Genomic DNA, 21,544 nt, shown 5'->3' on the forward strand with positions numbered 1-21,544 from the left:
GCCGTGACCGAATCCAGATCAGTCTGCAATATGATTTGCTTTGATTCGGCTTTCTCGATGTTGCCATTGAGTGTGGCGACTTCAGCTTTCGAGAAGGACAACGCCACGCCAAGCCCAACGCAGGCTAGGATCAAAACGCCAATCACGTAGAGTTGCGCGCTGCCAACTCCGCCTTTCAGTAATTTCAACATTGGTTAACTCCTGTAGACAAAGTTCGCGCTCAGCGGAGCGGCGCTTTACAAGCCCGGGTAGGATCTCGCCTTTTGCATAGACCCAGCGGCTAAGTTCATTGCAGGCACCAGTGTGATCACCTGCAAGCAGCTTCTTTCGTAGTGTTGACGTTCTGAACGCTTCGGCACCAACGTTATAGATGAACGACAGATAGGCGGCTTTCTCACTGTCAGTTAATTGAACTGGAACCGTGTAGTGATGCAGTTGCCGGGCAGCAACATCTAAATCATCAGCGAGCTGCGCCAGGCATTGCTGCTCAGTAAAGAACTGGCCCAACTCGAGTTCAGCACCTGTGTGCCCATAGCAGCTAGTTAGAATGCCAACGGGATCCACATAGGTTTCAAGAACGCGGCCCTCATGCTCAGCAATAAAAACGCCACCGGTTAGGGTGGCGCCAGATAAACCTGCAGCAATTAAATATTTCCGAAGACGCATTTTTTGATCCACATGCCCCAAGACGCTTGTTTTTTGTTCAGAAGCCCCAATATCCACTGTGTGACAATTGGTCACGTACTATGAGTAAAAACAAATGGCGACAAATATTCGCGGCAATAATGATGGTGAACACGGTGAGAATGACTCTTACACAATCCATGGACGTGGAGTTGTTGACAGAGACACCCTGGTGAATGAAGTCAACAATGGTCAACACCCAAACCACCACGTCGTAAATGTGAACGGTCAAGAATACGTACGTTCAAACCCTGACTCTACTGAAAGTAACAATATAAACAAGGACTAAGAGTCATTAGATTTGAGTATTCAGCAGTTACTCAAATCACTTTTACATGTTTCTTCTACAAAACCTTCCCAGTTGACAATTGCGGTTTTGACTTCTGGCGAGCATGCCATAAACATAGCGATTTTCGGGGGGCAAAAAAAACCCTTTTCTGTCCGTTTTAGTCCTAGATCTGCCCCATTTGATAAAAGCGGTTTGAAAGTTGTGTGTTAACACACAAATAAAAAGCCCGCAGGAAAGGGCGCGGGCTTCGGTTTACTAATGACAGGAGTCTAAATCTGTCACTGAAAGCCTAATACAAAACCAAACGTATGCAAAAGATCGGCGTGATCAAAAAAGGATCTGCAAAGTTGGTGTATCAGCGAACCATGAACCAGGCGAAAACCCATCAGCATTTTTACATTTACAATCAACAGATTGTGATACAGAGAAGGCACCTTTTCTAGATGCCTATAATCAATGGTTATAAAACAACAACCAACCGCCAAAATTTTTCATATGTAGTGAAGGATTGCGAGTCCCCGCCCCCGCATGAGCAGCGACTGGAAGGACCCGACTCACTGAGCAACATTAACAACTGCAGTTGCTAATTTAACGAATGCTTTCTTAAAATCGTTTCGACTCTGGATCATAGTTTCAAGAACTTTGCCTACCTGATCAATTTGCTCTTCTGTTAATGCAAAGACAGGGACATTATGCTCTTGTGATTTGGCGATAAGGGAGTTGAAGTCTGATATGTTTGCAAGATTGAAAGGCTCAGTGACAATTCCTACACGACTTTCAAACTCTTCCAAAGAAAGGGTCATATTACAAGCCTGTAGAGCTGGAACTAATGATTTAATGATATCTGCATTAATCACGTCGATCCAGAGTTGAAAGGATTTAGCTGGCGATCCATTTCTTGGGCGATATTTTTGAGAAATATTTCCTATAAAAACAGGTGGCATCTCAGGAAATCCATATTTCAACTCTGAGTTACGAAACTGAATAATATCTGAATTCCATTTAGGAAGAACATTACTTAGTGATTTGATTGCTTGAGCACAGAAGAAATCTGGCGCAGAAGGTACAATAAAATAATCACTCCCCATTAAAATACACTGATTCAATGTACCAACACTTGGACTCATATCAACCAGAATATAGTCAAATTTATATTCATCGCCAGTCATTCTCAGCATTGCAGAAATACATCCAGGTATATTTCGAATAGCTGGTAAAGCCTGACTGGTTGATAAAGCAACACTCATCTGTGTTTCAGCTTCAGATAGCTTTAAACTACCACACATCAATTTGAGGTTATCATTTGGAGTATCTAGTGGCTTACAAATCCGTATAGGCCCCATGGAGCCATCAATTACAGGCTCAATACATGAAAAAATATCATGATCATTCCCTTTTTCATATAAGTTGGAGATATCGTCTATCGATTGATATCCCAATACTAGCGCCGTCAAATTACATTGTGGGTCCGCATCCACAACAAGTGTCTTGTAACCCTGTTCTGCTAATGTCCAGCCAAGATTAAAAGTCGTCGTAGTTTTACTTACCCCACCTTTATGGTTAAATAAAGAAATAATTTTCATGATTTCCCTTAATTGCATATTAATTGCATATTAATTGCAATTCAGCACGTCTCAACCAAAACAGGAACGTCTTGCAATTATCAAATCCCACAAGCGCCCAATTCCCTCTGCAGAAATACTGTGCCCGAATAGCCCGGCGGCAATCCGTGCTCAGTTTTTCAACCTTACGGTCATAACGTATCACGTTCGGTGGTGGTTTAATATGCATTTCGATCACACTAACCATATGAATCCGCAACTCTTTTAACTTTGCGCAAGTGCTACAATGGGCGTACCCTTTGCCATACTCATGCCTGAGCCACCAGTTAGCCCACGCGCGCAACTCAAGGCGGAGCTGCTTCATGTTCATCAGCGCTTCATGCTGCGCATCGTGATTATGCTGCATCGGCCATCCCTCTTAGGTTGAACAAGTCCAGGGCAAAAATATCAGCACAGATGGCGCAAAGGTCGTCATACGGTACCGGGCTTTGTCCCTTCTCCCAGCGCCGATAGGTTTTGACATTCACCCCGTAGGCGCTTGCCACTTCCTCCTGGGTCATTTGGCGCAATCTCCGACCCATTGCCAGCAGTTTTGCCCCTGATGCTGCCGCCGCTTTTGCCATCCTAAAACGCCCCTTTTCGTGCAATTGCATCCTCTTTTGACAATGATGCAGTGATCATCACAGCCACCCGCTTGCCATCTGACTTTGCCCGTTACCAAGATCTGAATGCGATCTAGGGATTATCTCGGGCGCGATCTGATTAAATCCGCGCTCAATCAAATACTGGTGATACTGCTCAAGTGCCTGGCTCACCCCTGCATTAAGGGATGACTGAACATAGGTACGCAAAAGCACTGGCAGAGAGTGATTAAGCAACAACTCACCGATAACGGTATCAATACCAATCTCAGCAATAATGGTGCGAAAAAGCCGCCTGATATCGTGTGAAGTGAAGTATTTAAAGCGAAGGCCAACAGACCAATCCTGAGCAGTACGCACAGCAATAGGCGCCTGACCACGGCCGGGGAACAGCCAGGCACGCTTGCCAACATTGGCCAACTGCCAGCGGCGGTAATGATCAATCAAAGCCCGGGCAGATTTGGTCAACGGCAACCGCAACTCATTACCGTTCTTGGTGTTTGACGGCGGTATCACCCAAACATCGCCGGTGAACTGGTCCCACCGAGCCTGGCGGGTTTCATTGATACGGGTCCCAAACATCATCATCAACACAAACAGCATGGCCTGAACCATCACAGTCTCTGATAACAGCTTGAACAGCTCGCCAAGGTCAGAGTCATACAGCCTCGCATCCAAAGCCTTGGGCAGCCTCACACTGGGCTTGAATCCGGCCAAAGGGTTGCTATCGAGCAAGCGCAGCCCAGCGGCCGAACTGAACGCCGTCTTTAGCTTACTGACCACCTCCACCACATAGCGGGGCGAATACCCATCAGCCAGCATCGACTTAACCAGCGCACTATCCAAATCACTCCAACTCAGTGATGCCAAAGGCAACTGCCCAGCCCTTGGGATCAAGTGTCTGGTAACTATCGAACGCACATTCCTGCGCCAACTCACGCTCATAGTCGTGTTATCCGCCACATGCCCGGCATACCAGGTAACCACATCAGCCACAGTCACAAACTGCCCAAACATAACCTCACCCCCGGCAGCTCGCTCGGCAAGAGTTGCCGGCAACTGCTCCAAAAACGTATCGATACACAGATCCGGCCAAGTGCCTACCTTGCGCCAGCGGGTCACGTTCTGCTCATTGAACACCAGAAAAATACTCGCCTTGGTGCGCTCACCATTGGCCCGCAGCCTCACTGTCGGATACTGAGGATCCCGATAATCCCGGGTAACACCGCCGCTCAACCAACGGCGCAGCGGCGCCCGCTTCAGCTTGCCAACTTCAACACCGCTCGCCATCAAGCCACCATCCTGTATTCATAGGTTTTGTTCGTACCCTGGCGAATGCGCTTCATCCGCTTTTCGGCGGGTAACTCCCGCCAACGGGCACTCAGAGCTGTTTCACTGTCAAAGCTGCCGAAACGGCGGCGGCACTCGTCCTGAACCTCAAACAGGGTCCACCATCTACCACCGCTCAAGATATCCTCCAGCCGCTGGCGCTGGGTTGTTGGCTTCTGGGTACTCATGCTGCCCTCCTGTTTCGATATTGAGTTGCGTACTCGTGCAACCAAGTGTTGGCGTCACGGCGTGAATCACGGTTACCGCGCCCGGCCATGTAACGGCGTTCATACTCACCACAAACCCAATGCAGATCAGCCTCAGGTATCACCCGCAGTCGCTCGGCAATGAATGAGCGGTCAGAAGTGCCGCCGCGATAGTGGTAAAGCCTTGGGAACGTCAAATACGGATTGGCCGGGCTGCCAAGGGCAGGTTCACGGATCACCGCGCAATCATTCGCGGCCGGGCTGGCCACAATGCCGCTGTAAAAATCCGGGGCATCGGCCCCCAAATCATGCCGCCTCATGGTTGCCTCCCCGCCCTCGATAACTCTCCCAATCAAACTTAACCGCCATGCCAACGGCCTCTTTCAGGCGTTCATAGCCCCTCACGCCAAGCACATCGCGCAGGCCTTGGCCGTCAAGATTGGTGATAAACGAGGTAGCCCTGTTGCCGTACAAGCGGCGATCTATGATGCGGGTTAACCACAGCCGCTCATCGTCGCTACTACGCTGCAAGCCAATCTCGTCAATAATCAACAGCTCAGGCCTGCAAAAGTCTCGCAGCAGCTGTTCTTCGCTGGTCTGCCCTCGGTAGCAACTGCGAGCCCTGTCCATCAAGTCCATTACGCTCATCATCACCACCGTGTGGCTGCGTTTCATCAAAGCATTGGCAATGGCGCTGGCAACATGGTTCTTACCGGTACCCGGGTTGCCATAAAACAAAAAGCCACGCCCGGTAGACGAAAACTCAGCAAAGCGCGTTAAAAACCCCTTGGCAGCGTCAACCGCCTGATACTGGCCCTTGCAGCTGCAGCGGTAGTTATCCAGAGTGCAGTCTAGAAAACGCTGATTCAGGCCGGACTGCCCCACCAGTGCCGCCGCTCTGCGCGCCTTGTGCTCGCTGGATATCCGCTGCTCATCCTCCAGCCTCATCCGCTCAATCACATCACGCGAGCAGGGTTCAATATGGGCCGGGGCATTCAAGCGTTGCAGCATCTGCTGCAATGATTGCGATTTATTCACCGTTACCTCCCCAATGATCAAAATCATCCATGGCAGGAACGCCGCTATGCTCAGGTACGTTTGCGACACCTCCGCCACCAACCAACCCGCTGTTTTGCAGCCAGCGGAACTCAAAACCAACCCACCCGCGCACAACGCAATAACCCAGGCAATCGTCAACACTAAAGCCATGCTTGGCAGCCTCGTGCAGCTCCTTGCCAAGCCGATTAACCGCTGTTTGGGTCAACTTGGCCCGCTTGCTCTGCCTGACAACAATCCAGTCATCAAACACCTGCTGCGAAGGCACCCCAGGCCACTTCGAAAAATCGAACTGAGTAACAGCACTTTTTGAGCGCTTCGCGCGTTTATTCTTTATAGGTTCATTGACTGGTTCAAAAGAGTGACTGGTTCTAGTGTCATCTGCTGGCATAGGGGGTGTGTCATCTGCTGGCATACCCTCTGCCATCTGCTGACATACCCCTGTGCTATCTGCTGGCATAGGTATGTCATCTGCTGGCACAGGTTGTTGCATGCCATGCTCGGCGTGTTCAACCTTGGGTTTTGGGGGAAATTGCAGACGATAAAGATTCGACTGGTGACCCAGTTCATTCTTGCGAGGGGTAATCGACAGGTAACCCGCCTTATCCAATGCAGCAATATGGTTTCGCACTGAGCTGTGCGAGATCTCGCATTGGTCGGCAACATGCTGGTAACTCGGCCAGCACTCGCCGTGGTCATTGGCATTGTCGGCAAGCTTCAACAGCACCAGCTTGCGCAAAGGGTTACCAACCTTGGCCCGCATGGCCTTAACCATAAGCTCCATGCTCATACGTCACCGCCTTGCGCCAAATTGACGCACATCAATGGCTTGGCTATGATGACCAAGCCTGAACTCAGGTAAGCGCCCGCAGCTGTCACTAAACTAACGCGGGCGCTTCTGTTTTTGTGGCTCATGCTGCCTCCGGTCCATCGTCAGGCAAACGGCAGCCTGCGTCATACAAACGGGCGCAAATGCCGGTAAAGCTGGTTGAGTGAGAACGCGCCGCAATAGCCGCCATTTTGGCTATCTGCTGCTGGCGCTCACTGTCTTGCTGCCTAAGCTTTTGGCGGTTGGCCATAAACTCAAACGCCTCGCGTTCCTCTGCCGTTTCAATGCTGATAACATTGCCTTCGCTCATATCGCCTCCAATCCCAACGTCTTGCGCAACGTAGAGCGCAACACTGCAACAAACTCATGCCAGGCCAACGCCAACGCTTCACGCTGTTCCATTTCGTCAATCACCCGGTCAAGTTCAAGTGATGCAGCCCTGAATGCGTCTATCGCCAGCCCTCTCTCAATTGAGTTTGCCGGCAGCGGGGCCGCCACTTGATAGGCCACCACAGTCGCGGCATACGCCTTACCAATCACCGCCAAGGCGCCGCGCGAAAACCCGCAGCGGTTCGCCTCACGCCAAGCGTTAACGTTCTCAGCCTGCATTTGCGGGTAAATATCGAGTTCAATCAGATCAAGCTCGTCCATGCTTCCTCCTGTTAATCCATTCAAAATCATCACGGCAATCCACATCACAAAAACGGGCCTCAGCGGCAACCGGAGCACTGCAATACAAACAGCGGCCGGTGCTTGCGGCTGTCTGCGCTGGCTTCCTTGCTTGGGCTATTGCCAGGCTGTCAAACAGCTCAGATACCCGCTGGGCTTCGTCTGCTTCGTTACTCATTGGCGGTGGCTCTGCCAGCGCGAAGGAAAGAAAACTCGGCTTCCAGCAATTGAATACTGGCCTCAGTCGTCGCCCGCGATTCCCTCAGCTCACGGTGGCACTGAACAACCTGCTCGCGGGTCGGCTGCGAGCCCAGGGTAATAACCGCAATCTGGGCTTCACTGTTTTCCTTGGTGAGAATTGCCGCCACCCTGCCCGGCTCCAACTGCCCGCCAACAAGGCCTGAGTCTTCCACTACCGTTACCCCTATCGGGCCATACACATCATTGAGGTAAGCCATACGCAAATGGGTAGGCATAGCGGCAAGCAAAGCTTGCTCAACATGAAACAGGCGTTCCGGGTTTGGATGGCACTCTTGATACTGGCCCAGCCAGCGGAAGATCTTCTGGGCATTGATCCTGGCATCGTTGTAAGGGTCATCGGTTCGCGCAAAGCTTATCCCCTCTCTGGCCAGTGGCTGTTTCAGGCCCAGGCGATCAACAACCTCCACAACACTGGCCGCCAGTGACGCACGGCTCACCTTCGGCAACTCCAACCAGCGGTGAATGGCAACCATTAGCAGGTCAAGGCGTGATTTGTGTTTCATGGCTAAACTCCCTTTTAGGTTTACCGTGTAATCAAGCTGCTTGCTGCTCACTATCATTTTGCGAATCATCAGCTATTAGCTTGCCATTGGTGATGCGTTCGAGCTGATACGCTCTAAGTTGTGGGACGTGTTCGCCCCATTGAGATACAGAAGATTTGGTAATGCCCAACGCCTTGGCTAACGCTGTAGCAGTTTCAAAATGATCAATAGCCATCGACGTTTTCATCAGAAGCCTCCTTTACCATAAGTAAAACCAAGGTTAAGACCTCTTTACTTTTTAGTCAATATAAAAGTAAAGGACAATTGACAAGATGAAAGTTAAGATTGCTAAACTATGATGAATGAACGAATCAAAACCAAACGAAAAGAACTAAAGCTTTCTCAAGAAGCTTTAGGAAAGCGTGTAGGTGTCACTAAAGCCACTGTATCCCAATGGGAGAACGGCATTACTTCACCTGCAGGCGAGAACATGCATAAGCTGTGTAAAGCGTTGAACGCATCATCATCATTCCTTCTATACGGTGTAGAAGAAAAGAAGAAACTCTCTTCTGATGGTTCATTCCAAGGCGAAATTTCCACTTGGGATAACAGCACACCGCTAGATAAAGATGAAGTTGAAGTGCCCTTCTACACTGAGGTTAACCTCTCTGCGGGTAACGGCATCATTGCAGATATTGAGAACCACGGTCCTAAACTACGCTTCTCTAAATCTACCCTACGCAGTCAAGGGGTTGAACATAGTTCAGTTGCATGTGTGAAAGTTTCCGGTAATAGCATGGAACCAGTGTTACCTAACGGTAGTACCGTGGGTATTGATACTGCCAACAAAGCCATTGTCGATGGAAAAATGTATGCCATTAATCACGATGGCATGTTACGAGTAAAACTGCTCTATACCCTACCCGGTAACGGCTTACGCCTGCGCAGCTATAACCAAGATGAATACCCAGATGAAAGTTATAACGGTGATCAAGCAAAAGTGATCACCGTTATTGGTCGAGTATTTTGGTATTCCGTATTATTGTAATTTCATTATTTTATCTTTCTTTTCTTATATCTACTAACTGCAACCTTTCTTGCATACATATTCATTTTTTTTGCATTAACTAATGATATAATTGTTAGTATCGCACTCCAAGCATACGCAAGTTTCGTGAATAGCGAATCAGATTCAGACTGAAATAAAAGTGGTAAAAATATCACCACCAATAATAAAATTACCATTAGCAAAATAATAGAAAAATGAGTCATAAATGCATTTTTTTTATGAGGTTTTAAAAGCAGTTGCTTTTTCTCGTAAGTTTCACGAAAATATTTTTTCTTAAACTCCTCTCCTTGAATAGCTTTAGCTTCTAATTCTTGTCTACTCCTAATTACATCATTTATGTATTTATCAGATAAGAAATCTGAAGATAAATATGAAGTGTCGTTTGAAACATCATCTGGATTTGTCGGTACGTTTCTTATCTCAGCATATAAATAAGCTAAATTTTCGCTATTAAGCTTTCCATCCTTATACTGTTCAGACATATCGGAGTATACTTTAGATACAGATTTGCTGAGTATGGATGACAATACTATCTTGGCTTTAATATATGGATCGAATGAGGCTGGTTTGACAACATCCCCACCAAACCCTTTATTTAACTTGAACCATAATCTTTCAGTAAGAAAATCCAAATCAGTTGCAAATGGTATATTTCCGTTCCCCTCAAATACACCATCTGCGAACGCCAATGAAAGAGACAAACTACTACCAGTAAGGAATATTGCTGACACCTTGTCTATACCAATATTATTCCCCTTTCTGAGAACATTGATCTTTGTAAATATTTTCAATATCTCTGAAATCTCATTTTCTATATCGGAGCCATCTTTTTTACTGTCTCCATAATCATTCCCCAATTTAGATATAAGCTCTTGATTTTCTATGTTATATTCATGAGATTCGTAATAATCACGAGCATCATCTTTGACAATGCCTAGACCTTTGATCTCACTCATGAAAATTGCTTTTTTTTGTTTAACATCACTAGCATACCTACAACCGTGAATAATTTTCAACATTGCAGTTTTTGATGGATCTGGTCTCACGTGACCTTCAACTATCTTTTGTGCAGCGTAGAAAAAGCTGATAATTTCTTGTTCTGTTTCTTCAAAATATTTTAAAGTTATCTTTCCGCCTTTCCTCTTTCTATTTGCTTCTCTTATCAGACTATGGAAATCGTTAAAAAGCCTTTTATACAATTCACCGTTAAGCCCTACTGCACTTAGCATAATTTCAGTGTCAAGGTAAATAGCAGTATCATTACGCCAGACACCTAAAGTGCTAATATCTGGAGAATATCTAATCCCTGTGTATAAAACTAATCCTTCTTCTATTTGATGTATTACATCCAGCATATCCTTATCCGCGTGATTTACTATATACCCTGCGATCATTTTTTTATTTTTACTAGCTTTTTCAGGTCTAAGTAAATAATCTTCAAAATCTCGGATAAGTTCATCCCTGTCAACAGAATAACTTCCACTTCCAGAACAAAACTGATACAAGTTTTCTATCAGCTTCAAGTATTTTTCTTTTGACTCGTCGAATTGTTTTTTCTTATCGTTATCGATTCCTATTTTAGGAGTGACAATATATACACCACGTTCTAAAGTTAATTCACCAGTTTTAACAAACCTATTTCTTAAGCAACTTTTAATTATGGCCTCTGGGATACCGAAGTTGAACTCTTGTTCAAAGTAACTAACACATTCAATTGCTGAAAAACTTCTAAGTGCTTTAGTTTTAATAATATAAGTTATAAATTCTTTCAGAGTGACATAAATGTCTTTTTTATCATCGTAAAGACCTCTAAATACCGCCGCTGATGATAACAATTTCGTATCTGCTGTGGTTAGTTCCATCCCTCAACCCTTTTCCAAATCAAAAATCAACTTTCCAATAGCTTACCCATTGAAAAATCATAGTAAATCAAACTCTATTAGTAATTACCCAAAATTTCACTTGCACGAGAAGTCAAGTTGTCTTAACTTAAGTAAACAAAACTTAACTCAAGTAAAAAAAATGCCAATTCTGACCACCAACCCAAGCACCGCAAAGGAACGCGCCGAACACCGCTTGTTAGTGTCACTGCGCTTCGCCTGCTTGATGACCAAGCACAGCAATCCAATGGACTGCCCACGGGTAAAGCAACGTGTGGCAGAGTTGGAGCGTTACCTCTACCAACACCATCCAAGCCAACGGTTCGACCAGGTATATGTCGATTGCGCTGGCGAGCTTGGTGAAAGCTTTGCCCTTCGGGTACACAGCCAAAACTACCAAGCCACTATCTGGCGCAGCCATCATCATGCTGCCGCTATCACACCGCTGTTTAGCAACGCTATTGCGTAGGAGGCCGACATGGACTGCCAATCAACTCGCACCCGCACTGCCCGTAAACCGCACCAATGTTGTGAGTGCCACAGCACCATCAACCAGGGCGAGCAATATGCCTTTACCTCAGGTGTATGGAACGGCGAACCCGCCAGTTTTAAAACATGCCACAACTGTTGGGAAATACTCGCACAAACATCACGTTATGTGAATTTAACAGCAAGTGAATGTGATGACTATCCCTACTTTGGTGGATTAGTTCAATGGTTTGATAACCGCATTACCTGCGACTTCCAAGGCGAGGCCTTTGTTTTGGAAATGGCCGAGGCCATCCAAGTGCCGCCACAGCAGTTAGCCACCCTACTCTGCATTGAGTTAACCAAGGAGGCAGCGGCATGAAGGAATCATGGATTTCAGTGTGGTGGGTCGCACTAATCAATGGCATTTGGATTATCGCGGATCTTATCGCTCAGCGCTTTAATAGCTCGCTCATATTCAACTTGAAGGCTTCTGATCTTGTTGCGATTGCGGCGGCGTTCTTGTGCTTCTTCTATGCACTGTATGTACTGCGCATGATCCTTACGCATGGAAAGAATCAGGATGCCTGTAAACACCAAAATAAAGATTAAGACGATAAGTACAACGGCTGTTTCATAGTCGCCGCTTAGTACCTTTTGCCAAAGGGCAATTCCAAAGAGCAATGGCCCGACAGCAAGAATTGTAAAAGGATATCGCCGTTTGAAATGACGGTAAGCATTTTTAAGTTTGCGCAGCATCCTGTTGCTCAATTTGTAGGCTGATTGAACGGAATGTAACACGATACTGGCGCGGTATAACAGTTCGGTTTGAGGGCATATATCGATGAATACAGAGCAACAACACAAGTGTAATGCACACGGGCAACGGCCAACGACGTTAGTGCTTTGGTCTGGTTTCGTCGAACAAAAAATTGAAACAGCCAAGTGGATGATGCGTAACTACGGCAATGCGCCATTCTGGCAAAACGAGATCAACAAGTGGGAATGCATACGCACCCAGCTAATTGCAAAAGGAGAGGCAGCATGAATACCATCAAACCAACACCAGTTGTTCGCGATGACTACGGCTATTGGACACATCCCGATTTACCTGTGTGGGATGAAGGCACCACGAGAGAACAAATTGACGCTTGGGCTAAAGAGAACAACGGCACAATCGTTGTTGAGTGGATGGATGGTGACGCCCCAGAAGAAGTGGCTGACCGTTACTTTGAAGTTGGCGAAGCTGATTGCAGTTATTGGTATCCGCACTGCTCCAAAGCCGGCAACTTCTTGCTGAGCATTCACGACACCGAAGATGGCCCAATTGCCATGTTCTTTGTGCCGACTCCATCTCAAGCTGAACTTGATGCTATCGCTGAGCTCGATAGTAAGTTTAATGAGCTGGCAAAAGCCGCTTCTGATTTAGTAGCCGCCAGTTCCAAGCTATCAAACGCTTCAAATGCAGAAGAAGCCGAAGTTGCCACCGAGGTTATGGCTGAATCGCAAGCGCGTATCGACGCCCTAGTCAAAGCCAAGGAGGCAGCATGAGACAACGCCCGATTATCTTCAACACTGAAATGGTGCGAGCCATCCTAGAGGGTAGAAAGACCCAGACGCGCAGAACGCTTACCGCTAAGCAGTTGGGTCTGTTTGAATGCGCGGCATCTATCGGAGAATGTCACAATCTTGATGGTGAAATAAATATTAAAAGCATGGGGTACTACCGCCAGTTTTGCCCGCTTGGCCAAGTCGGCGACCAGCTTTGGGTGCGTGAGACTTTTGCGGTAGTTCCGAGAACAGCATACGCACACAGCGATGGTGTGACTCAAATAAAAAGCCCAATAGATAAAGACAAAGCATCTATTTATAAGGCTGATTGGTGCAGGTCTGAAGGTGGAATCAGATGGAAGCCATCCATTCACATGCCGCGCAGTGCCTGCCGAATCATCCTTGAAATCACAAATGTTCGCGTTGAACGGTTGCAGGATATCAGTGAACAAGATGCTTGTGCAGAGGGCTGTGATTATCCAGAAGTAGAGGGTATGGGATGGAAATTTAAACCATCGTTCAACTTTAAATTTTTATGGAAAAAAATCTACGGACAAGAATCACTAGATGCTAATCCTTGGGTATGGGTAATCGAGTTCAAGGTGTTGACAACCAACGGTGTCATTGGGGAGGCAGCATGAAGCACCTCATCCCCGGTATGGAAAGCCAAGAGCGCTTTGATCTGCTAATTAGCTTCACCGATATCACATCAGAGCCAATGATCAGCGCCTTGCAGGATCACTATGTGAAGGGGCACCCGGCCAGCGTGGCCGCCAAAATTAACGGCATAGACCCCGGCAACTTAAGCACTAACCAGAAATCAATGGAACAAGTTGCCGCCCGCATCGAGCGCGTGAAGGAGATCGACTGGCAGCGCTTTGGCTACAAAGCAACGAATAGTTGTGGGTTAACCAACAAGGAGGCGGCTCGATGAGTTACCAAATTATCTATGCCGACCCTGCCTGGAAGTTCAACGACAAGAACCAGAACGGCAACCGAGGCGCCAGCTGTAAGTATGACGTTATGAGCCTTGAGCATATGAAGGCCATGCCGGTTGCTGATATGGCAGCGGCTGATTGCACCCTGTTCATGTGGCACGTTCCCGCCATGCCATTGGAAGCACTGGAAGTGGTAAAGGCTTGGGGGTTCACCCTTAAGACCATGAAGGCATTCACCTGGGTAAAGCTGAACAAACGCTTTTTCAACAACCTGCAACGTGAATTTAGAGTCAACCAGATTGACCTGCAAACCATGCCGGAAGAACAACTGCTGCAGTTGCTGATGGCCGCCACCAAGATAGGCCTCGGGCACTGGACCCGTGGCAACACTGAGGATTGCCTGATTGCTGTTAAGGGTAAACCCAAGCGCCAGGGCAAAGGTGTGCGGCAACTCATTATCGAACCGATACGCGAGCACTCACGGAAACCGGATTGCACCAGAGACCGCATTGTTGAACTCATGGGTGATCTGCCGCGGGTCGAGTTGTTCGCCCGTCAAAATCACCCAGGGTGGCATGCATGGGGTAACGAAGTTGAGCACTCAATCCCATTACTCACTGCCGGCAACAAAGCCGCTTAAGGAGACTATATGGACCAGATAGCAGAACTCTACAAACAAGGCCTGAGCTTTGAACGAGTAGCCGCTGAACTGCAGTTGCCTGTTCATAGAGTAAAACGCCACCTGCAAAGCTTGGGGATCACCCGCTCACGTATCGAGGCGGTGGCCATGGCAAACAAGCAGCAAGAGCAACGGCTGAGTTACTTGGATATTGCAGAACGAAAGGAGGCGGCCCCTTATGCCCGCTTCCTGCATCAAATGGATCAATTGAGGAGGAAGGCAGCATGAGTAATGAGCAACAGCAAACAACCCAACTGGTAATACAGCACACAGAAGAGAAACTGTTTTTAACCACCAAAGAGGTAATGGAACGTTACCGGCTTTCCAGCCCCACAACACTGTGGAACTGGCGCCGTAAAATTGGTTTCCCCGCTCCTATTCACAACGGGAGGTTTTACTCGAGAAAGCAGCTGGAAGCTTGGGACAGAGAGCAAGAGGCGGCTTGATAAAATCAAAAAAGCGAAAGAGTGATTATTTGTTTGCTCTTTCGCTTTCAAGCTATATATATAAAACGAATACAATAATAAACATCAGCAACAAACTCAGCTCTAGCATTTGTTGTTATGCTGACATTTTCTTTTCAGCAAAAACCTCTTCAATTTTCCTTATGAGTTTTTCAGCCTGCCTTAACTCCATTTCTGCAGTCTCTTTCTTATAATCCAAGGCTAAATTATAATCCGCATGAACTCGCTTCTGCTTGGCTTGCATAAATTGATAGGCAATAATTTTAAATTGCTTAGGATCTTTATTCTCATAAGTTGCACCAGCACCATTCAGCAAATAATCATAGACATCTGAATGCGTCCCAGAAGAACTATGATCAAACTGATACTGATTAAAAGATTCAAGGAGTTTATGAAATACAGCATAGTAGCTGCGTCCAACAGCCATCCTGTATCCAATCTCTTGTCCTAGTGCTAGATCATGCTGAGCAACCAGCATAAACGAATCAGAATTTACGGACATCCTTTTCTCCTCCGACACTAGCACCAGTTAAATATGAAACAACAATTCTCTGGTTTAATTCCCTTTCAAATACATTGTCTATAAAATATTCTTGCGACTTAACAAATGTCTCACCATTATCATCATATCCATCGTTAATCATAATGAGAAGGTGTAAGACCTTATCTTCTTCATCATAATTAACATGAATACCAGTAACTTCAAACAGTGAGAATTCTGTAGCAAAATCCATTAATAATTCTGAGTAGCCTAATTCATCATCTTTGCAGTAGTATTCTGTGGCTTTAAATGCATTGAAAGAATACAGCATACGTTCATAAGCATTCTCAAACTCACCCAAAGATAAAGTCTCCGCACGGCGTAAACACTTATCAACCAGATCAACGATAAAATATGAATGAGCAAAAGACAAAATATTTTCTAGAGAAGACTTAGCAAATATTTTACCAAGATATTCTTCACAGGCTTGATATGTACCTCTAAAATCACCTAACCATTGTAATGCCACAATATAATTGTGGCAGTAAGTATCCTCTTGGCATAAATTTAAAGCCTTGGAAAAGTTATCTCGGCATGCGTCAGCATTACCATAATGACACTCTAACATTCCGAGTAACATATACCGATCAGCAAAATCATCAATAGCAGCAATTTCTTTTTGGTATTTCTTATATTCAAACAATGTCATCGCCCGGGTTCTGTCATAGAACGGAACGAATGAATCGACAATATTCGCAACTTTTGATGCCGGCTGAACCGTCATATAATCTTCCTTTACATATAGTGAGCAACAAACCACTCGCCCAACTGAGCGCTGAATTTTACACCAAAATCATGCAAACCCCAAATCAGTACGCACTACAAAAATCCATATTGTTTTCGCTCAAAAACTTAACAGAGTTTTAAAGGAAAAACAACAGAAGATGTTCTCTTGAAGTTACTTTAAAATCATAAGGATAAGACTAATGCACTCATGTCATTACTAACATGCAGGGGTTAACAACAAGGTCCACCGGTCATAAGCAGTTCGCTGTTCATCAAGCCAATCATGCTTGTTATATACTGCCATTACCCCGCCGAGCACATGGCCAAGCATTTTCTCGGTAACATGGGGCAATACCCCTACTTCACTGAGCCTGGTAGACAGAGTGCGACGAAAATCATGCAAGCGCCAGTGTGGGATATCCATTCTGGCACGTATCTCACGCACTAGCTTATTGACTGATGCTACCCCCAGGGGCTTTCTGTGTTCATTCGGGGCCGGAAAACTCCACTCTGACTGATACAGTGACCACTGTTGTTGCAGAATGGCCAGTAAGTCTTCCGTGATTGGCCTGCGAACAGGCAAATTAGTTTTACTGTTTTGAGCAGGTACTGTCCAGACCATGGATTCCAAATCAAAATCGGCACGCTTTGATTTCAACAGCTCAGAGATCCTTGCCCCTGAGTACAAGCAAGCCTTTATCGAATTGATAACTGTAGTAGTTGCCCGGCTTTTATCTAACTCAGCGAGTATTTTATGGCACTCGGGAAAGGTCAGTACCCTGTCACCTACCTTGGATGGTGAACCAACATCAGATACACGCAGTTGAAGTACATCAAGATTAGAGATCATCTGCCGGCGAATAGCCCAATTGCATATTGCTTTTACATGCTTGAGCATGGCGCCTGCAGTTACCCGGCTGGTTTTGGCGATACTGTCGAAGAAATCGATCCACTCACTCATGGTGATTCTTTCAACTGGCTTACCGGGGAATGCGTTGAACAGATAAGCATTGAACGCAGAACGATAGATAGCAACTGTGCCCGGCTTTAACCCTGGGGCCCGTAGCTCTAAGAATGCCTCACAGATATCTTTCAGTGTGGGCATACCTTCTTGGGTAGTTCGGTGTTTCCAGTAAAGGCGTGGGTCTGTACCATTACTCAATACATTGCGGATTTCAGGAATCAGCTGCCTCGCTTCTGCAACCTTTAAGTCGGGATATCGGCCAACAGATAACCGACAAGGCTTTCCTTGCCAGCGAAAACGCCACTGCCATGTTATAGTGCCCTGAGGAGTGATGCGTACCCCAAGGCCATCACGGTCTGAAAGCTCGGGTTTACCCTGATATGGTTTGCCAAGAATCGCGCGTAACTTAGCATCAGACAAAGACATTTCACTAACCTGTGTACATATTTTAGATTAAGCATAAGTTAGCTTGAGCAACATGTACACAGGTATGTACACACATGGGTTCAAACGGTCTTAAAATCTGGTGAAAACAAATAAACAAGCATGGTCAGCGTTGGCGATATTTATCAGATAGTTGAGCAGAATATTTGAAGAGTTATAAATGACAAGAAACAACGATACAATGCCAACAATATTCTGGCATGATTATGAAACATTCGGCGCCAATCCGGCGAAAGACAGGCCGGCGCAGTTTGCCGGGATACGTACCGACCTGGAGCTGAACATCATTGGTGAGCCCGAGACCTTTTACTGCCAGATAGCCAGCGATTACCTGCCCTCACCCGAGGCGATTCTCATCACAGGGATCACCCCACAACTGGCCAATGGCAAAGGGCTGCCGGAAACCGAATTTATGGGGCGGATCAATGCCCTGTTCAGCCAAGCCAATACCTGCGTCGCCGGCTACAACTCGCTGCGATTTGATGATGAGGTCAGCCGGTATGGTTTTTACCGAAACTTTATCGATCCCTATGCCAGAGAATGGCAGCAAGGCAATTCCCGCTGGGATATTATCGATCTGGTTCGGGCCTGCTATGCCCTGCGCCCGGACGGGATCAACTGGCCAACCAAAGAGGATGGCTCTCCCAGTTTTAAGCTCGAACATCTGACCCAGGCCAACGGACTCGGCCATGAAAAGGCTCACGATGCCATGTCAGATGTATATGCCACCATAGCCTTGGCCAAACTGATCAAAGAGAAACAACCAAGACTGTTTGACTACTATTTCAAACTCAGACGCAAGCAGGCAGTCTCAGAGCAAATCGATGTACTCAATATGCAACCTTTGGTGCATATCAGCTCCAAAATCCCGGCGACTCAGGGCTGTGCCACTCTCATAGCCCCTGTGGCCCATCATCCGGAGAACAAGAATGCCATTGTCTGCGTTAACCTGCATATGGATATCAGTCCGCTGATTGAATTGGATGTAGACAGCATTCGCGAGCGGCTCTATACGCCAAGAAGCGAATTGGCAGAAGATGAATTACCCATACCTGTCAAACAGGTGCATATCAATAAGTGCCCCTTTATTGCCACCGCCAAGACACTGACCGATGAAGCCGCCAAGCGGATTGGATTTGACAAGGCCTTTGCCCGCGAGCAATACAAGCGCCTGCGCCAGCATCCGCAGATCCGCTCCAAGCTGGCAAGCCTGTTTGATACCCCAAGGGACAACCAAAGTACAGATCCGGATCTTATGCTCTACAGCGGAGGATTCTTCTCTCCCGCGGATAAGGCCAAGATGGAGATGATCCGCCATACCGCCCCCGATAACCTGGCGGCGCTGGATCTCAGCTTTGACGACCCCAGACTCAAGGAGATGCTGTTTCGTTATCGTGCCCGCAACTATCCTTCGACACTTACAGACAAAGAAACACTGCGCTGGCATGAATTCTGCCAGCAAAGGCTCAACGATCCGGATTATGTCATTCGCTTGGAAAATCTGTTGGAAGAAACTGCCGAAAATGAAAGTCACCAGCGACTTCTCAAGGCTCTGGTGCAATACTTACAGGCGCTTTAACGGAATTTTGCGAAGCCAGTCCCGTTTCCACTGTAACTTCCTGACTAAACTGGATAACCATTAGCTTAACATTTAACAAGGAATGGCCAATGCAAGACAGATTTGTAAACAGCCTGAACCAGTTGCCCAAAGCACTTGCCGAGCAATTGGTGCCACTGCTCAACGATGAGTTCGCCGGTCATCTGGATGCACAGCAGCTGAGTGAGTTGGCCAAGGCCAGCGGCCTTGGTGATGATGAGTTACTGCTGGCGCTCTTGCCTATTGCTGCGGCACTGGCCAATCCGCCAATCAGTGAGTTCTATGTCGGCGCCATCGCCAAAGGCAAGAGCGGTGATATCTATATGGGTGCCAATATCGAACTGCCGGGTGAAGCCTTGTGCCACTCGGTTCACGCCGAGCAAAGCGCCATCAGTCATGCCTGGCTGAGCGGTGAAAGCCAGGTAGTCGATATCATAGTCAACGAGAGTCCCTGCGGCCACTGCCGTCAGTTTATGAATGAGTTAGTGGCCGGGCAAGAGATCCGTATTCACCTGCCCAAACAGCCTACAGCGCCTTTGAGTCATTACCTGCCCTACGCCTTTGGCCCCAAAGATCTCAATGTCACTACGCCTTTGCTAAGTAAACAACAGGTAAACCTGGCGCTTGAGAGCTCCGATCCCATGGTGATTGAGGCGCTGGATCACGCCAGCCTCAGCTATGCCCCGTACAGCAAGAGTCATTGTGCAGTAGTACTGGAAACGGCTGATGGCGCCACCTTCTGTGGCCGTTACGCCGAAAACGCTGCCTTTAACCCATCCATGATGCCGATGCAGATGGCACTGTCGACTCTGCTGCGCCATAACCGCAGCTTCAGCGAAATAAAACGGGCATTGCTGCTGGAATCGGCCGATGGCAAAATCTCACTGGTGGGAGCCAGCATGGACGCCCTGCACGCAGTGGCGCCTGTAGAGTTGGAACATATAGTGGTTAGCCCCGAGCCCAACTGATACTTGACTCACAATCCCCCAAAAGAGCAGTGTTGACTGTTCTTTTGGCGGGGCTGAAAAAGAAACCGAGATTCAACAGGCACTGAATCAAGGAACTGATAACTATTTTTATCGCTACGCCTTATGATCTCAGTTTTTATCTTCCCCCAAGATAAGCTTTAAATCCTCATCATCCCGACATGCTGAGTCCGAGCTTGAGTTTCGCTGCCACTGAGTTAAACTGCCTGCCGTTTCAAGCTTATATAGAGGATACTTATGTTTGTTATTCGTTGGATCCTGGGACGGATCATTTTGCTGCTCAATTTTGTTTTCTCCCCCAAGAGTATTAAACGTCAACCCGAACAGCAGGCGGATATCGATGAACAATGTCGTACCCTAAGCCTGTATCAATATCCGGCCTGCCCTTTTTGTGTCAAGGTAAGGCGCGCCATGAAGCGACACGGCTTGAATATTACGACTCTGGATGCCAAACAAGAGCCACACAGAAGTGAACTGCAAAACCGAGGCGGTACCATGAAAGTTCCTTGTTTGAAAATTGAGCAAGCCGGCGAAGTCACATGGATGTATGAGTCCAACGACATCATAGCTTATCTTAATCAGCGTTTCGGTTAACAAACCTCGACCTACCGGTACCAAAGGTAGGTCATGCTTGTTGCAGCTGTTATTCCTGTGTATTGTCCTCAAGTAGATAACTGCTAATCAGGGACTGAGAGAATGACAGCTGAACCCACCCCACGGAGTATCGAGCCAGATTTGGCTCATCACGAACAATCCCCTGACGCCAAAGCGCCGGCACAGACATCAATTCCAGAATCCAGCTATCCCATTTACGTCGGGTTTTGGGAGCGGCTTGCAGCAACCCTGCTGGACTCTCTCATGCTGATGTGCATCACAGTGCCACTGACCCTATATGTCTATGGTATCGACCCTATCATGACGGGCAATACCTTGATTAAAGGACCACTTGATCTGCTGATCAATTACCTATTGCCTGTAGTTCTGGTCATCTTATTTTGGCGTTATAAGTCGGCGACTCCGGGGAAAATGGCCTTAAGAGCCATCATAGTCGATGCCGACACTTTACAAAAACCATCAAGCGCCAGCCTGATAATACGTTACCTGGGTTATATTCCCTCAACTCTGCTATTTGGCCTGGGTTATATCTGGGTGGCCTTCGATCCCCGTAAACAAAGCTGGCATGACAAACTGGCGGGTACCCTAGTGATCCGCGCCCCCAAGGATTAGAA

34 protein-coding genes are annotated in these 21,544 nt (G+C 47.1%); 15 read left to right on the forward strand and 19 right to left on the reverse strand.

Annotation, left to right across the window (positions count from 1 at the left end; translation table 11 throughout):
• Positions 1-81 precede the first annotated feature (81 nt).
• Positions 82-666 carry a lysozyme gene (locus tag CX651_RS05505; RefSeq protein WP_101054421.1) on the reverse strand — a complete coding sequence of 195 codons (585 nt, stop codon included), beginning with the start codon at positions 664-666 and terminating at the stop codon, positions 82-84.
• A gap of 94 nt (positions 667-760) precedes the next feature.
• Between CX651_RS05505 and CX651_RS05510 the strand changes: the two genes are divergently transcribed.
• Entirely contained in the window at positions 761-973 is a 213-nt protein-coding gene (locus CX651_RS05510; RefSeq protein WP_101054424.1) for a DUF3892 domain-containing protein, read from the forward strand.
• A gap of 554 nt (positions 974-1,527) precedes the next feature.
• Here the strand turns inward: CX651_RS05510 and CX651_RS05515 are convergent.
• From CX651_RS05515 to CX651_RS05570, 13 genes are all read right to left on the reverse strand, one after another.
• Positions 1,528-2,556: a ParA family protein gene (locus CX651_RS05515; RefSeq protein WP_101054574.1), complete on the reverse strand. Its 1,029-nt coding sequence runs from the start codon at positions 2,554-2,556 to the stop codon at positions 1,528-1,530.
• 19 nt (positions 2,557-2,575) lie between these two features.
• Positions 2,576-2,941, reverse strand: a complete 366-nt coding sequence (locus tag CX651_RS05520) for a hypothetical protein (RefSeq protein ID WP_101054427.1) — start codon at positions 2,939-2,941, stop codon at positions 2,576-2,578.
• Positions 2,931-3,188, reverse strand: coding sequence for a helix-turn-helix domain-containing protein (locus CX651_RS05525; RefSeq protein ID WP_308427924.1), 258 nt, complete (start codon positions 3,186-3,188; stop codon positions 2,931-2,933). Before CX651_RS05525 ends, CX651_RS05520 begins: the two co-directional genes overlap by 11 nt.
• 27 nt (positions 3,189-3,215) lie before the next feature.
• A complete protein-coding gene (locus tag CX651_RS05530; protein WP_186296691.1) occupies positions 3,216-4,466 on the reverse strand; it encodes a tyrosine-type recombinase/integrase in 1,251 nt (416 codons plus the stop codon).
• A complete protein-coding gene (locus tag CX651_RS05535; protein WP_101054433.1) occupies positions 4,466-4,693 on the reverse strand; it encodes a hypothetical protein in 228 nt (75 codons plus the stop codon). The genes CX651_RS05530 and CX651_RS05535 overlap by 1 nt, the downstream gene beginning before the upstream one ends.
• Positions 4,690-5,031 carry a hypothetical protein gene (locus CX651_RS05540; protein ID WP_101054436.1) on the reverse strand — a complete coding sequence of 114 codons (342 nt, stop codon included), beginning with the start codon at positions 5,029-5,031 and terminating at the stop codon, positions 4,690-4,692. Before CX651_RS05540 ends, CX651_RS05535 begins: the two co-directional genes overlap by 4 nt.
• Entirely contained in the window at positions 5,018-5,749 is a 732-nt protein-coding gene (locus tag CX651_RS05545) for an ATP-binding protein (RefSeq protein WP_157822670.1), read from the reverse strand. Before CX651_RS05545 ends, CX651_RS05540 begins: the two co-directional genes overlap by 14 nt.
• Positions 5,742-6,557, reverse strand: coding sequence for a helix-turn-helix domain-containing protein (locus CX651_RS05550; RefSeq protein ID WP_198552043.1), 816 nt, complete (start codon positions 6,555-6,557; stop codon positions 5,742-5,744). Before CX651_RS05550 ends, CX651_RS05545 begins: the two co-directional genes overlap by 8 nt.
• Complete coding sequence (locus CX651_RS20240; protein WP_258181119.1) at positions 6,554-6,682, reverse strand: hypothetical protein; 129 nt, start codon at positions 6,680-6,682, stop codon at positions 6,554-6,556. Before CX651_RS20240 ends, CX651_RS05550 begins: the two co-directional genes overlap by 4 nt.
• On the reverse strand, positions 6,679-6,906 hold the full coding sequence (locus tag CX651_RS05555) for a hypothetical protein (protein ID WP_101054443.1): 228 nt from the start codon (positions 6,904-6,906) through the stop codon (positions 6,679-6,681). The genes CX651_RS20240 and CX651_RS05555 overlap by 4 nt, the downstream gene beginning before the upstream one ends.
• Positions 6,903-7,247: a hypothetical protein gene (locus tag CX651_RS05560; protein WP_101054447.1), complete on the reverse strand. Its 345-nt coding sequence runs from the start codon at positions 7,245-7,247 to the stop codon at positions 6,903-6,905. The genes CX651_RS05555 and CX651_RS05560 overlap by 4 nt, the downstream gene beginning before the upstream one ends.
• 188 nt (positions 7,248-7,435) lie before the next feature.
• Positions 7,436-8,029, reverse strand: a complete 594-nt coding sequence (locus CX651_RS05565) for a hypothetical protein (protein WP_101054449.1) — start codon at positions 8,027-8,029, stop codon at positions 7,436-7,438.
• 31 nt (positions 8,030-8,060) lie between these two features.
• Positions 8,061-8,255, reverse strand: coding sequence for a Cro/CI family transcriptional regulator (locus tag CX651_RS05570; protein ID WP_101054452.1), 195 nt, complete (start codon positions 8,253-8,255; stop codon positions 8,061-8,063).
• Positions 8,256-8,363: 108 nt separating this feature from the next.
• Between CX651_RS05570 and CX651_RS05575 the strand changes: the two genes are divergently transcribed.
• Positions 8,364-9,056 carry a S24 family peptidase gene (locus tag CX651_RS05575; protein ID WP_101054455.1) on the forward strand — a complete coding sequence of 231 codons (693 nt, stop codon included), beginning with the start codon at positions 8,364-8,366 and terminating at the stop codon, positions 9,054-9,056.
• A gap of 5 nt (positions 9,057-9,061) precedes the next feature.
• On the opposite strand, the gene CX651_RS05580 is transcribed toward CX651_RS05575, so the two are convergent.
• Positions 9,062-10,939 carry a hypothetical protein gene (locus CX651_RS05580; RefSeq protein WP_101054458.1) on the reverse strand — a complete coding sequence of 626 codons (1,878 nt, stop codon included), beginning with the start codon at positions 10,937-10,939 and terminating at the stop codon, positions 9,062-9,064.
• A gap of 160 nt (positions 10,940-11,099) precedes the next feature.
• Between CX651_RS05580 and CX651_RS05585 the strand changes: the two genes are divergently transcribed.
• On the forward strand, positions 11,100-11,426 hold the full coding sequence (locus CX651_RS05585; RefSeq protein ID WP_025009563.1) for a hypothetical protein: 327 nt from the start codon (positions 11,100-11,102) through the stop codon (positions 11,424-11,426).
• Between the two features lie 9 nt (positions 11,427-11,435).
• Positions 11,436-11,807, forward strand: a complete 372-nt coding sequence (locus CX651_RS05590) for a hypothetical protein (protein ID WP_101054461.1) — start codon at positions 11,436-11,438, stop codon at positions 11,805-11,807.
• A gap of 32 nt (positions 11,808-11,839) precedes the next feature.
• Here the strand turns inward: CX651_RS05590 and CX651_RS19825 are convergent, their stop codons facing one another.
• Entirely contained in the window at positions 11,840-12,184 is a 345-nt protein-coding gene (locus CX651_RS19825; protein ID WP_146225968.1) for a MerC domain-containing protein, read from the reverse strand.
• An 85-nt stretch (positions 12,185-12,269) separates the two neighbouring features.
• On the opposite strand from CX651_RS19825, the gene CX651_RS05600 reads away from it, so the two are divergent.
• The 7 genes from CX651_RS05600 to CX651_RS05630 are packed head-to-tail and all read left to right on the forward strand — an operon-like array spanning position 12,270 to position 15,039.
• Positions 12,270-12,473, forward strand: coding sequence for a hypothetical protein (locus CX651_RS05600; protein ID WP_101054468.1), 204 nt, complete (start codon positions 12,270-12,272; stop codon positions 12,471-12,473).
• Positions 12,470-12,976, forward strand: coding sequence for a hypothetical protein (locus tag CX651_RS20305; RefSeq protein WP_308427925.1), 507 nt, complete (start codon positions 12,470-12,472; stop codon positions 12,974-12,976). Before CX651_RS05600 ends, CX651_RS20305 begins: the two co-directional genes overlap by 4 nt.
• Positions 12,973-13,617 carry an ASCH domain-containing protein gene (locus CX651_RS05610; RefSeq protein ID WP_101054471.1) on the forward strand — a complete coding sequence of 215 codons (645 nt, stop codon included), beginning with the start codon at positions 12,973-12,975 and terminating at the stop codon, positions 13,615-13,617. Before CX651_RS20305 ends, CX651_RS05610 begins: the two co-directional genes overlap by 4 nt.
• The gene (locus tag CX651_RS05615; RefSeq protein WP_157822671.1) at positions 13,614-13,910 is read left to right on the forward strand and encodes a PapB/FocB family fimbrial expression transcriptional regulator; all 297 of its coding nucleotides are present in this window, start codon (positions 13,614-13,616) and stop codon (positions 13,908-13,910) included. The genes CX651_RS05610 and CX651_RS05615 overlap by 4 nt, the downstream gene beginning before the upstream one ends.
• A complete protein-coding gene (locus CX651_RS05620) occupies positions 13,907-14,554 on the forward strand; it encodes an MT-A70 family methyltransferase (protein ID WP_101054477.1) in 648 nt (215 codons plus the stop codon). Before CX651_RS05615 ends, CX651_RS05620 begins: the two co-directional genes overlap by 4 nt.
• A gap of 9 nt (positions 14,555-14,563) precedes the next feature.
• A complete protein-coding gene (locus tag CX651_RS05625) occupies positions 14,564-14,821 on the forward strand; it encodes a helix-turn-helix domain-containing protein (protein WP_101054481.1) in 258 nt (85 codons plus the stop codon).
• Complete coding sequence (locus tag CX651_RS05630; RefSeq protein ID WP_025009557.1) at positions 14,818-15,039, forward strand: helix-turn-helix transcriptional regulator; 222 nt, start codon at positions 14,818-14,820, stop codon at positions 15,037-15,039. The genes CX651_RS05625 and CX651_RS05630 overlap by 4 nt, the downstream gene beginning before the upstream one ends.
• Positions 15,040-15,154: 115 nt before the next feature.
• Here the strand turns inward: CX651_RS05630 and CX651_RS05635 are convergent, their stop codons facing one another.
• The 3 genes from CX651_RS05635 to CX651_RS05645 form a co-directional block, all read right to left on the reverse strand.
• Positions 15,155-15,559, reverse strand: a complete 405-nt coding sequence (locus CX651_RS05635; protein WP_101054484.1) for a hypothetical protein — start codon at positions 15,557-15,559, stop codon at positions 15,155-15,157.
• The gene (locus CX651_RS05640) at positions 15,543-16,322 is read right to left on the reverse strand and encodes a hypothetical protein (protein WP_101054487.1); all 780 of its coding nucleotides are present in this window, start codon (positions 16,320-16,322) and stop codon (positions 15,543-15,545) included. Before CX651_RS05640 ends, CX651_RS05635 begins: the two co-directional genes overlap by 17 nt.
• 219 nt (positions 16,323-16,541) lie before the next feature.
• Entirely contained in the window at positions 16,542-17,714 is a 1,173-nt protein-coding gene (locus CX651_RS05645) for a tyrosine-type recombinase/integrase (RefSeq protein ID WP_101054490.1), read from the reverse strand.
• A gap of 178 nt (positions 17,715-17,892) precedes the next feature.
• On the opposite strand from CX651_RS05645, the gene sbcB reads away from it, so the two are divergent.
• The 4 genes from sbcB (at position 17,893) to CX651_RS05665 (ending at position 21,542) form a co-directional block, all read left to right on the forward strand.
• The gene (sbcB, locus tag CX651_RS05650) at positions 17,893-19,311 is read left to right on the forward strand and encodes an exodeoxyribonuclease I (RefSeq protein WP_101054493.1); all 1,419 of its coding nucleotides are present in this window, start codon (positions 17,893-17,895) and stop codon (positions 19,309-19,311) included.
• Positions 19,312-19,400: 89 nt separating this feature from the next.
• On the forward strand, positions 19,401-20,297 hold the full coding sequence (gene cdd / locus CX651_RS05655; protein WP_045283753.1) for a cytidine deaminase: 897 nt from the start codon (positions 19,401-19,403) through the stop codon (positions 20,295-20,297).
• Positions 20,298-20,552: 255 nt separating this feature from the next.
• Positions 20,553-20,909 (forward strand): glutaredoxin family protein, encoded by a 357-nt coding sequence (locus CX651_RS05660; RefSeq protein ID WP_101054496.1) that lies wholly within the window; start codon positions 20,553-20,555, stop codon positions 20,907-20,909.
• Positions 20,910-21,011: 102 nt separating this feature from the next.
• Positions 21,012-21,542, forward strand: a complete 531-nt coding sequence (locus CX651_RS05665) for an RDD family protein (RefSeq protein WP_101054499.1) — start codon at positions 21,012-21,014, stop codon at positions 21,540-21,542.
• The last annotated feature ends 2 nt before the right edge of the window (positions 21,543-21,544 follow it).

Origin of the sequence: Shewanella chilikensis, from assembly GCF_002836945.1 — a bacterium.
Lineage (GTDB): Bacteria > Pseudomonadota > Gammaproteobacteria > Enterobacterales > Shewanellaceae > Shewanella > Shewanella chilikensis.

What these genes read in the sequence shown, in the direction of transcription:
- CX651_RS05505 (WP_101054421.1), bottom strand. Translation starts at nt 666, where the DNA reads ATGCGTCTTCGGAAATATTTAATTGCTGCAGGTTTATCTGGCGCCACC.
- CX651_RS05510 (WP_101054424.1), top strand. Translation starts at nt 761, where the DNA reads ATGGCGACAAATATTCGCGGCAATAATGATGGTGAACACGGTGAGAAT.
- CX651_RS05515 (WP_101054574.1), bottom strand. Translation starts at nt 2,556, where the DNA reads ATGAAAATTATTTCTTTATTTAACCATAAAGGTGGGGTAAGTAAAACT.
- CX651_RS05520 (WP_101054427.1), bottom strand. Translation starts at nt 2,941, where the DNA reads ATGCAGCATAATCACGATGCGCAGCATGAAGCGCTGATGAACATGAAG.
- CX651_RS05525 (WP_308427924.1), bottom strand. Translation starts at nt 3,188, where the DNA reads ATGCAATTGCACGAAAAGGGGCGTTTTAGGATGGCAAAAGCGGCGGCA.
- CX651_RS05530 (WP_186296691.1), bottom strand. Translation starts at nt 4,466, where the DNA reads ATGGCGAGCGGTGTTGAAGTTGGCAAGCTGAAGCGGGCGCCGCTGCGC.
- CX651_RS05535 (WP_101054433.1), bottom strand. Translation starts at nt 4,693, where the DNA reads ATGAGTACCCAGAAGCCAACAACCCAGCGCCAGCGGCTGGAGGATATC.
- CX651_RS05540 (WP_101054436.1), bottom strand. Translation starts at nt 5,031, where the DNA reads ATGAGGCGGCATGATTTGGGGGCCGATGCCCCGGATTTTTACAGCGGC.
- CX651_RS05550 (WP_198552043.1), bottom strand. Translation starts at nt 6,557, where the DNA reads ATGAGCATGGAGCTTATGGTTAAGGCCATGCGGGCCAAGGTTGGTAAC.
- CX651_RS20240 (WP_258181119.1), bottom strand. Translation starts at nt 6,682, where the DNA reads ATGAGCCACAAAAACAGAAGCGCCCGCGTTAGTTTAGTGACAGCTGCG.
- CX651_RS05555 (WP_101054443.1), bottom strand. Translation starts at nt 6,906, where the DNA reads ATGAGCGAAGGCAATGTTATCAGCATTGAAACGGCAGAGGAACGCGAG.
- CX651_RS05560 (WP_101054447.1), bottom strand. Translation starts at nt 7,247, where the DNA reads ATGGACGAGCTTGATCTGATTGAACTCGATATTTACCCGCAAATGCAG.
- CX651_RS05565 (WP_101054449.1), bottom strand. Translation starts at nt 8,029, where the DNA reads ATGAAACACAAATCACGCCTTGACCTGCTAATGGTTGCCATTCACCGC.
- CX651_RS05570 (WP_101054452.1), bottom strand. Translation starts at nt 8,255, where the DNA reads ATGAAAACGTCGATGGCTATTGATCATTTTGAAACTGCTACAGCGTTA.
- CX651_RS05575 (WP_101054455.1), top strand. Translation starts at nt 8,364, where the DNA reads ATGATGAATGAACGAATCAAAACCAAACGAAAAGAACTAAAGCTTTCT.
- CX651_RS05580 (WP_101054458.1), bottom strand. Translation starts at nt 10,939, where the DNA reads ATGGAACTAACCACAGCAGATACGAAATTGTTATCATCAGCGGCGGTA.
- CX651_RS05585 (WP_025009563.1), top strand. Translation starts at nt 11,100, where the DNA reads ATGCCAATTCTGACCACCAACCCAAGCACCGCAAAGGAACGCGCCGAA.
- CX651_RS05590 (WP_101054461.1), top strand. Translation starts at nt 11,436, where the DNA reads ATGGACTGCCAATCAACTCGCACCCGCACTGCCCGTAAACCGCACCAA.
- CX651_RS19825 (WP_146225968.1), bottom strand. Translation starts at nt 12,184, where the DNA reads ATGCTGCGCAAACTTAAAAATGCTTACCGTCATTTCAAACGGCGATAT.
- CX651_RS05600 (WP_101054468.1), top strand. Translation starts at nt 12,270, where the DNA reads ATGAATACAGAGCAACAACACAAGTGTAATGCACACGGGCAACGGCCA.
- CX651_RS20305 (WP_308427925.1), top strand. Translation starts at nt 12,470, where the DNA reads ATGAATACCATCAAACCAACACCAGTTGTTCGCGATGACTACGGCTAT.
- CX651_RS05610 (WP_101054471.1), top strand. Translation starts at nt 12,973, where the DNA reads ATGAGACAACGCCCGATTATCTTCAACACTGAAATGGTGCGAGCCATC.
- CX651_RS05615 (WP_157822671.1), top strand. Translation starts at nt 13,614, where the DNA reads ATGAAGCACCTCATCCCCGGTATGGAAAGCCAAGAGCGCTTTGATCTG.
- CX651_RS05620 (WP_101054477.1), top strand. Translation starts at nt 13,907, where the DNA reads ATGAGTTACCAAATTATCTATGCCGACCCTGCCTGGAAGTTCAACGAC.
- CX651_RS05625 (WP_101054481.1), top strand. Translation starts at nt 14,564, where the DNA reads ATGGACCAGATAGCAGAACTCTACAAACAAGGCCTGAGCTTTGAACGA.
- CX651_RS05630 (WP_025009557.1), top strand. Translation starts at nt 14,818, where the DNA reads ATGAGTAATGAGCAACAGCAAACAACCCAACTGGTAATACAGCACACA.
- CX651_RS05635 (WP_101054484.1), bottom strand. Translation starts at nt 15,559, where the DNA reads ATGTCCGTAAATTCTGATTCGTTTATGCTGGTTGCTCAGCATGATCTA.
- CX651_RS05640 (WP_101054487.1), bottom strand. Translation starts at nt 16,322, where the DNA reads ATGACGGTTCAGCCGGCATCAAAAGTTGCGAATATTGTCGATTCATTC.
- CX651_RS05645 (WP_101054490.1), bottom strand. Translation starts at nt 17,714, where the DNA reads ATGTCTTTGTCTGATGCTAAGTTACGCGCGATTCTTGGCAAACCATAT.
- sbcB (WP_101054493.1), top strand. Translation starts at nt 17,893, where the DNA reads ATGACAAGAAACAACGATACAATGCCAACAATATTCTGGCATGATTAT.
- cdd (WP_045283753.1), top strand. Translation starts at nt 19,401, where the DNA reads ATGCAAGACAGATTTGTAAACAGCCTGAACCAGTTGCCCAAAGCACTT.
- CX651_RS05660 (WP_101054496.1), top strand. Translation starts at nt 20,553, where the DNA reads ATGTTTGTTATTCGTTGGATCCTGGGACGGATCATTTTGCTGCTCAAT.
- CX651_RS05665 (WP_101054499.1), top strand. Translation starts at nt 21,012, where the DNA reads ATGACAGCTGAACCCACCCCACGGAGTATCGAGCCAGATTTGGCTCAT.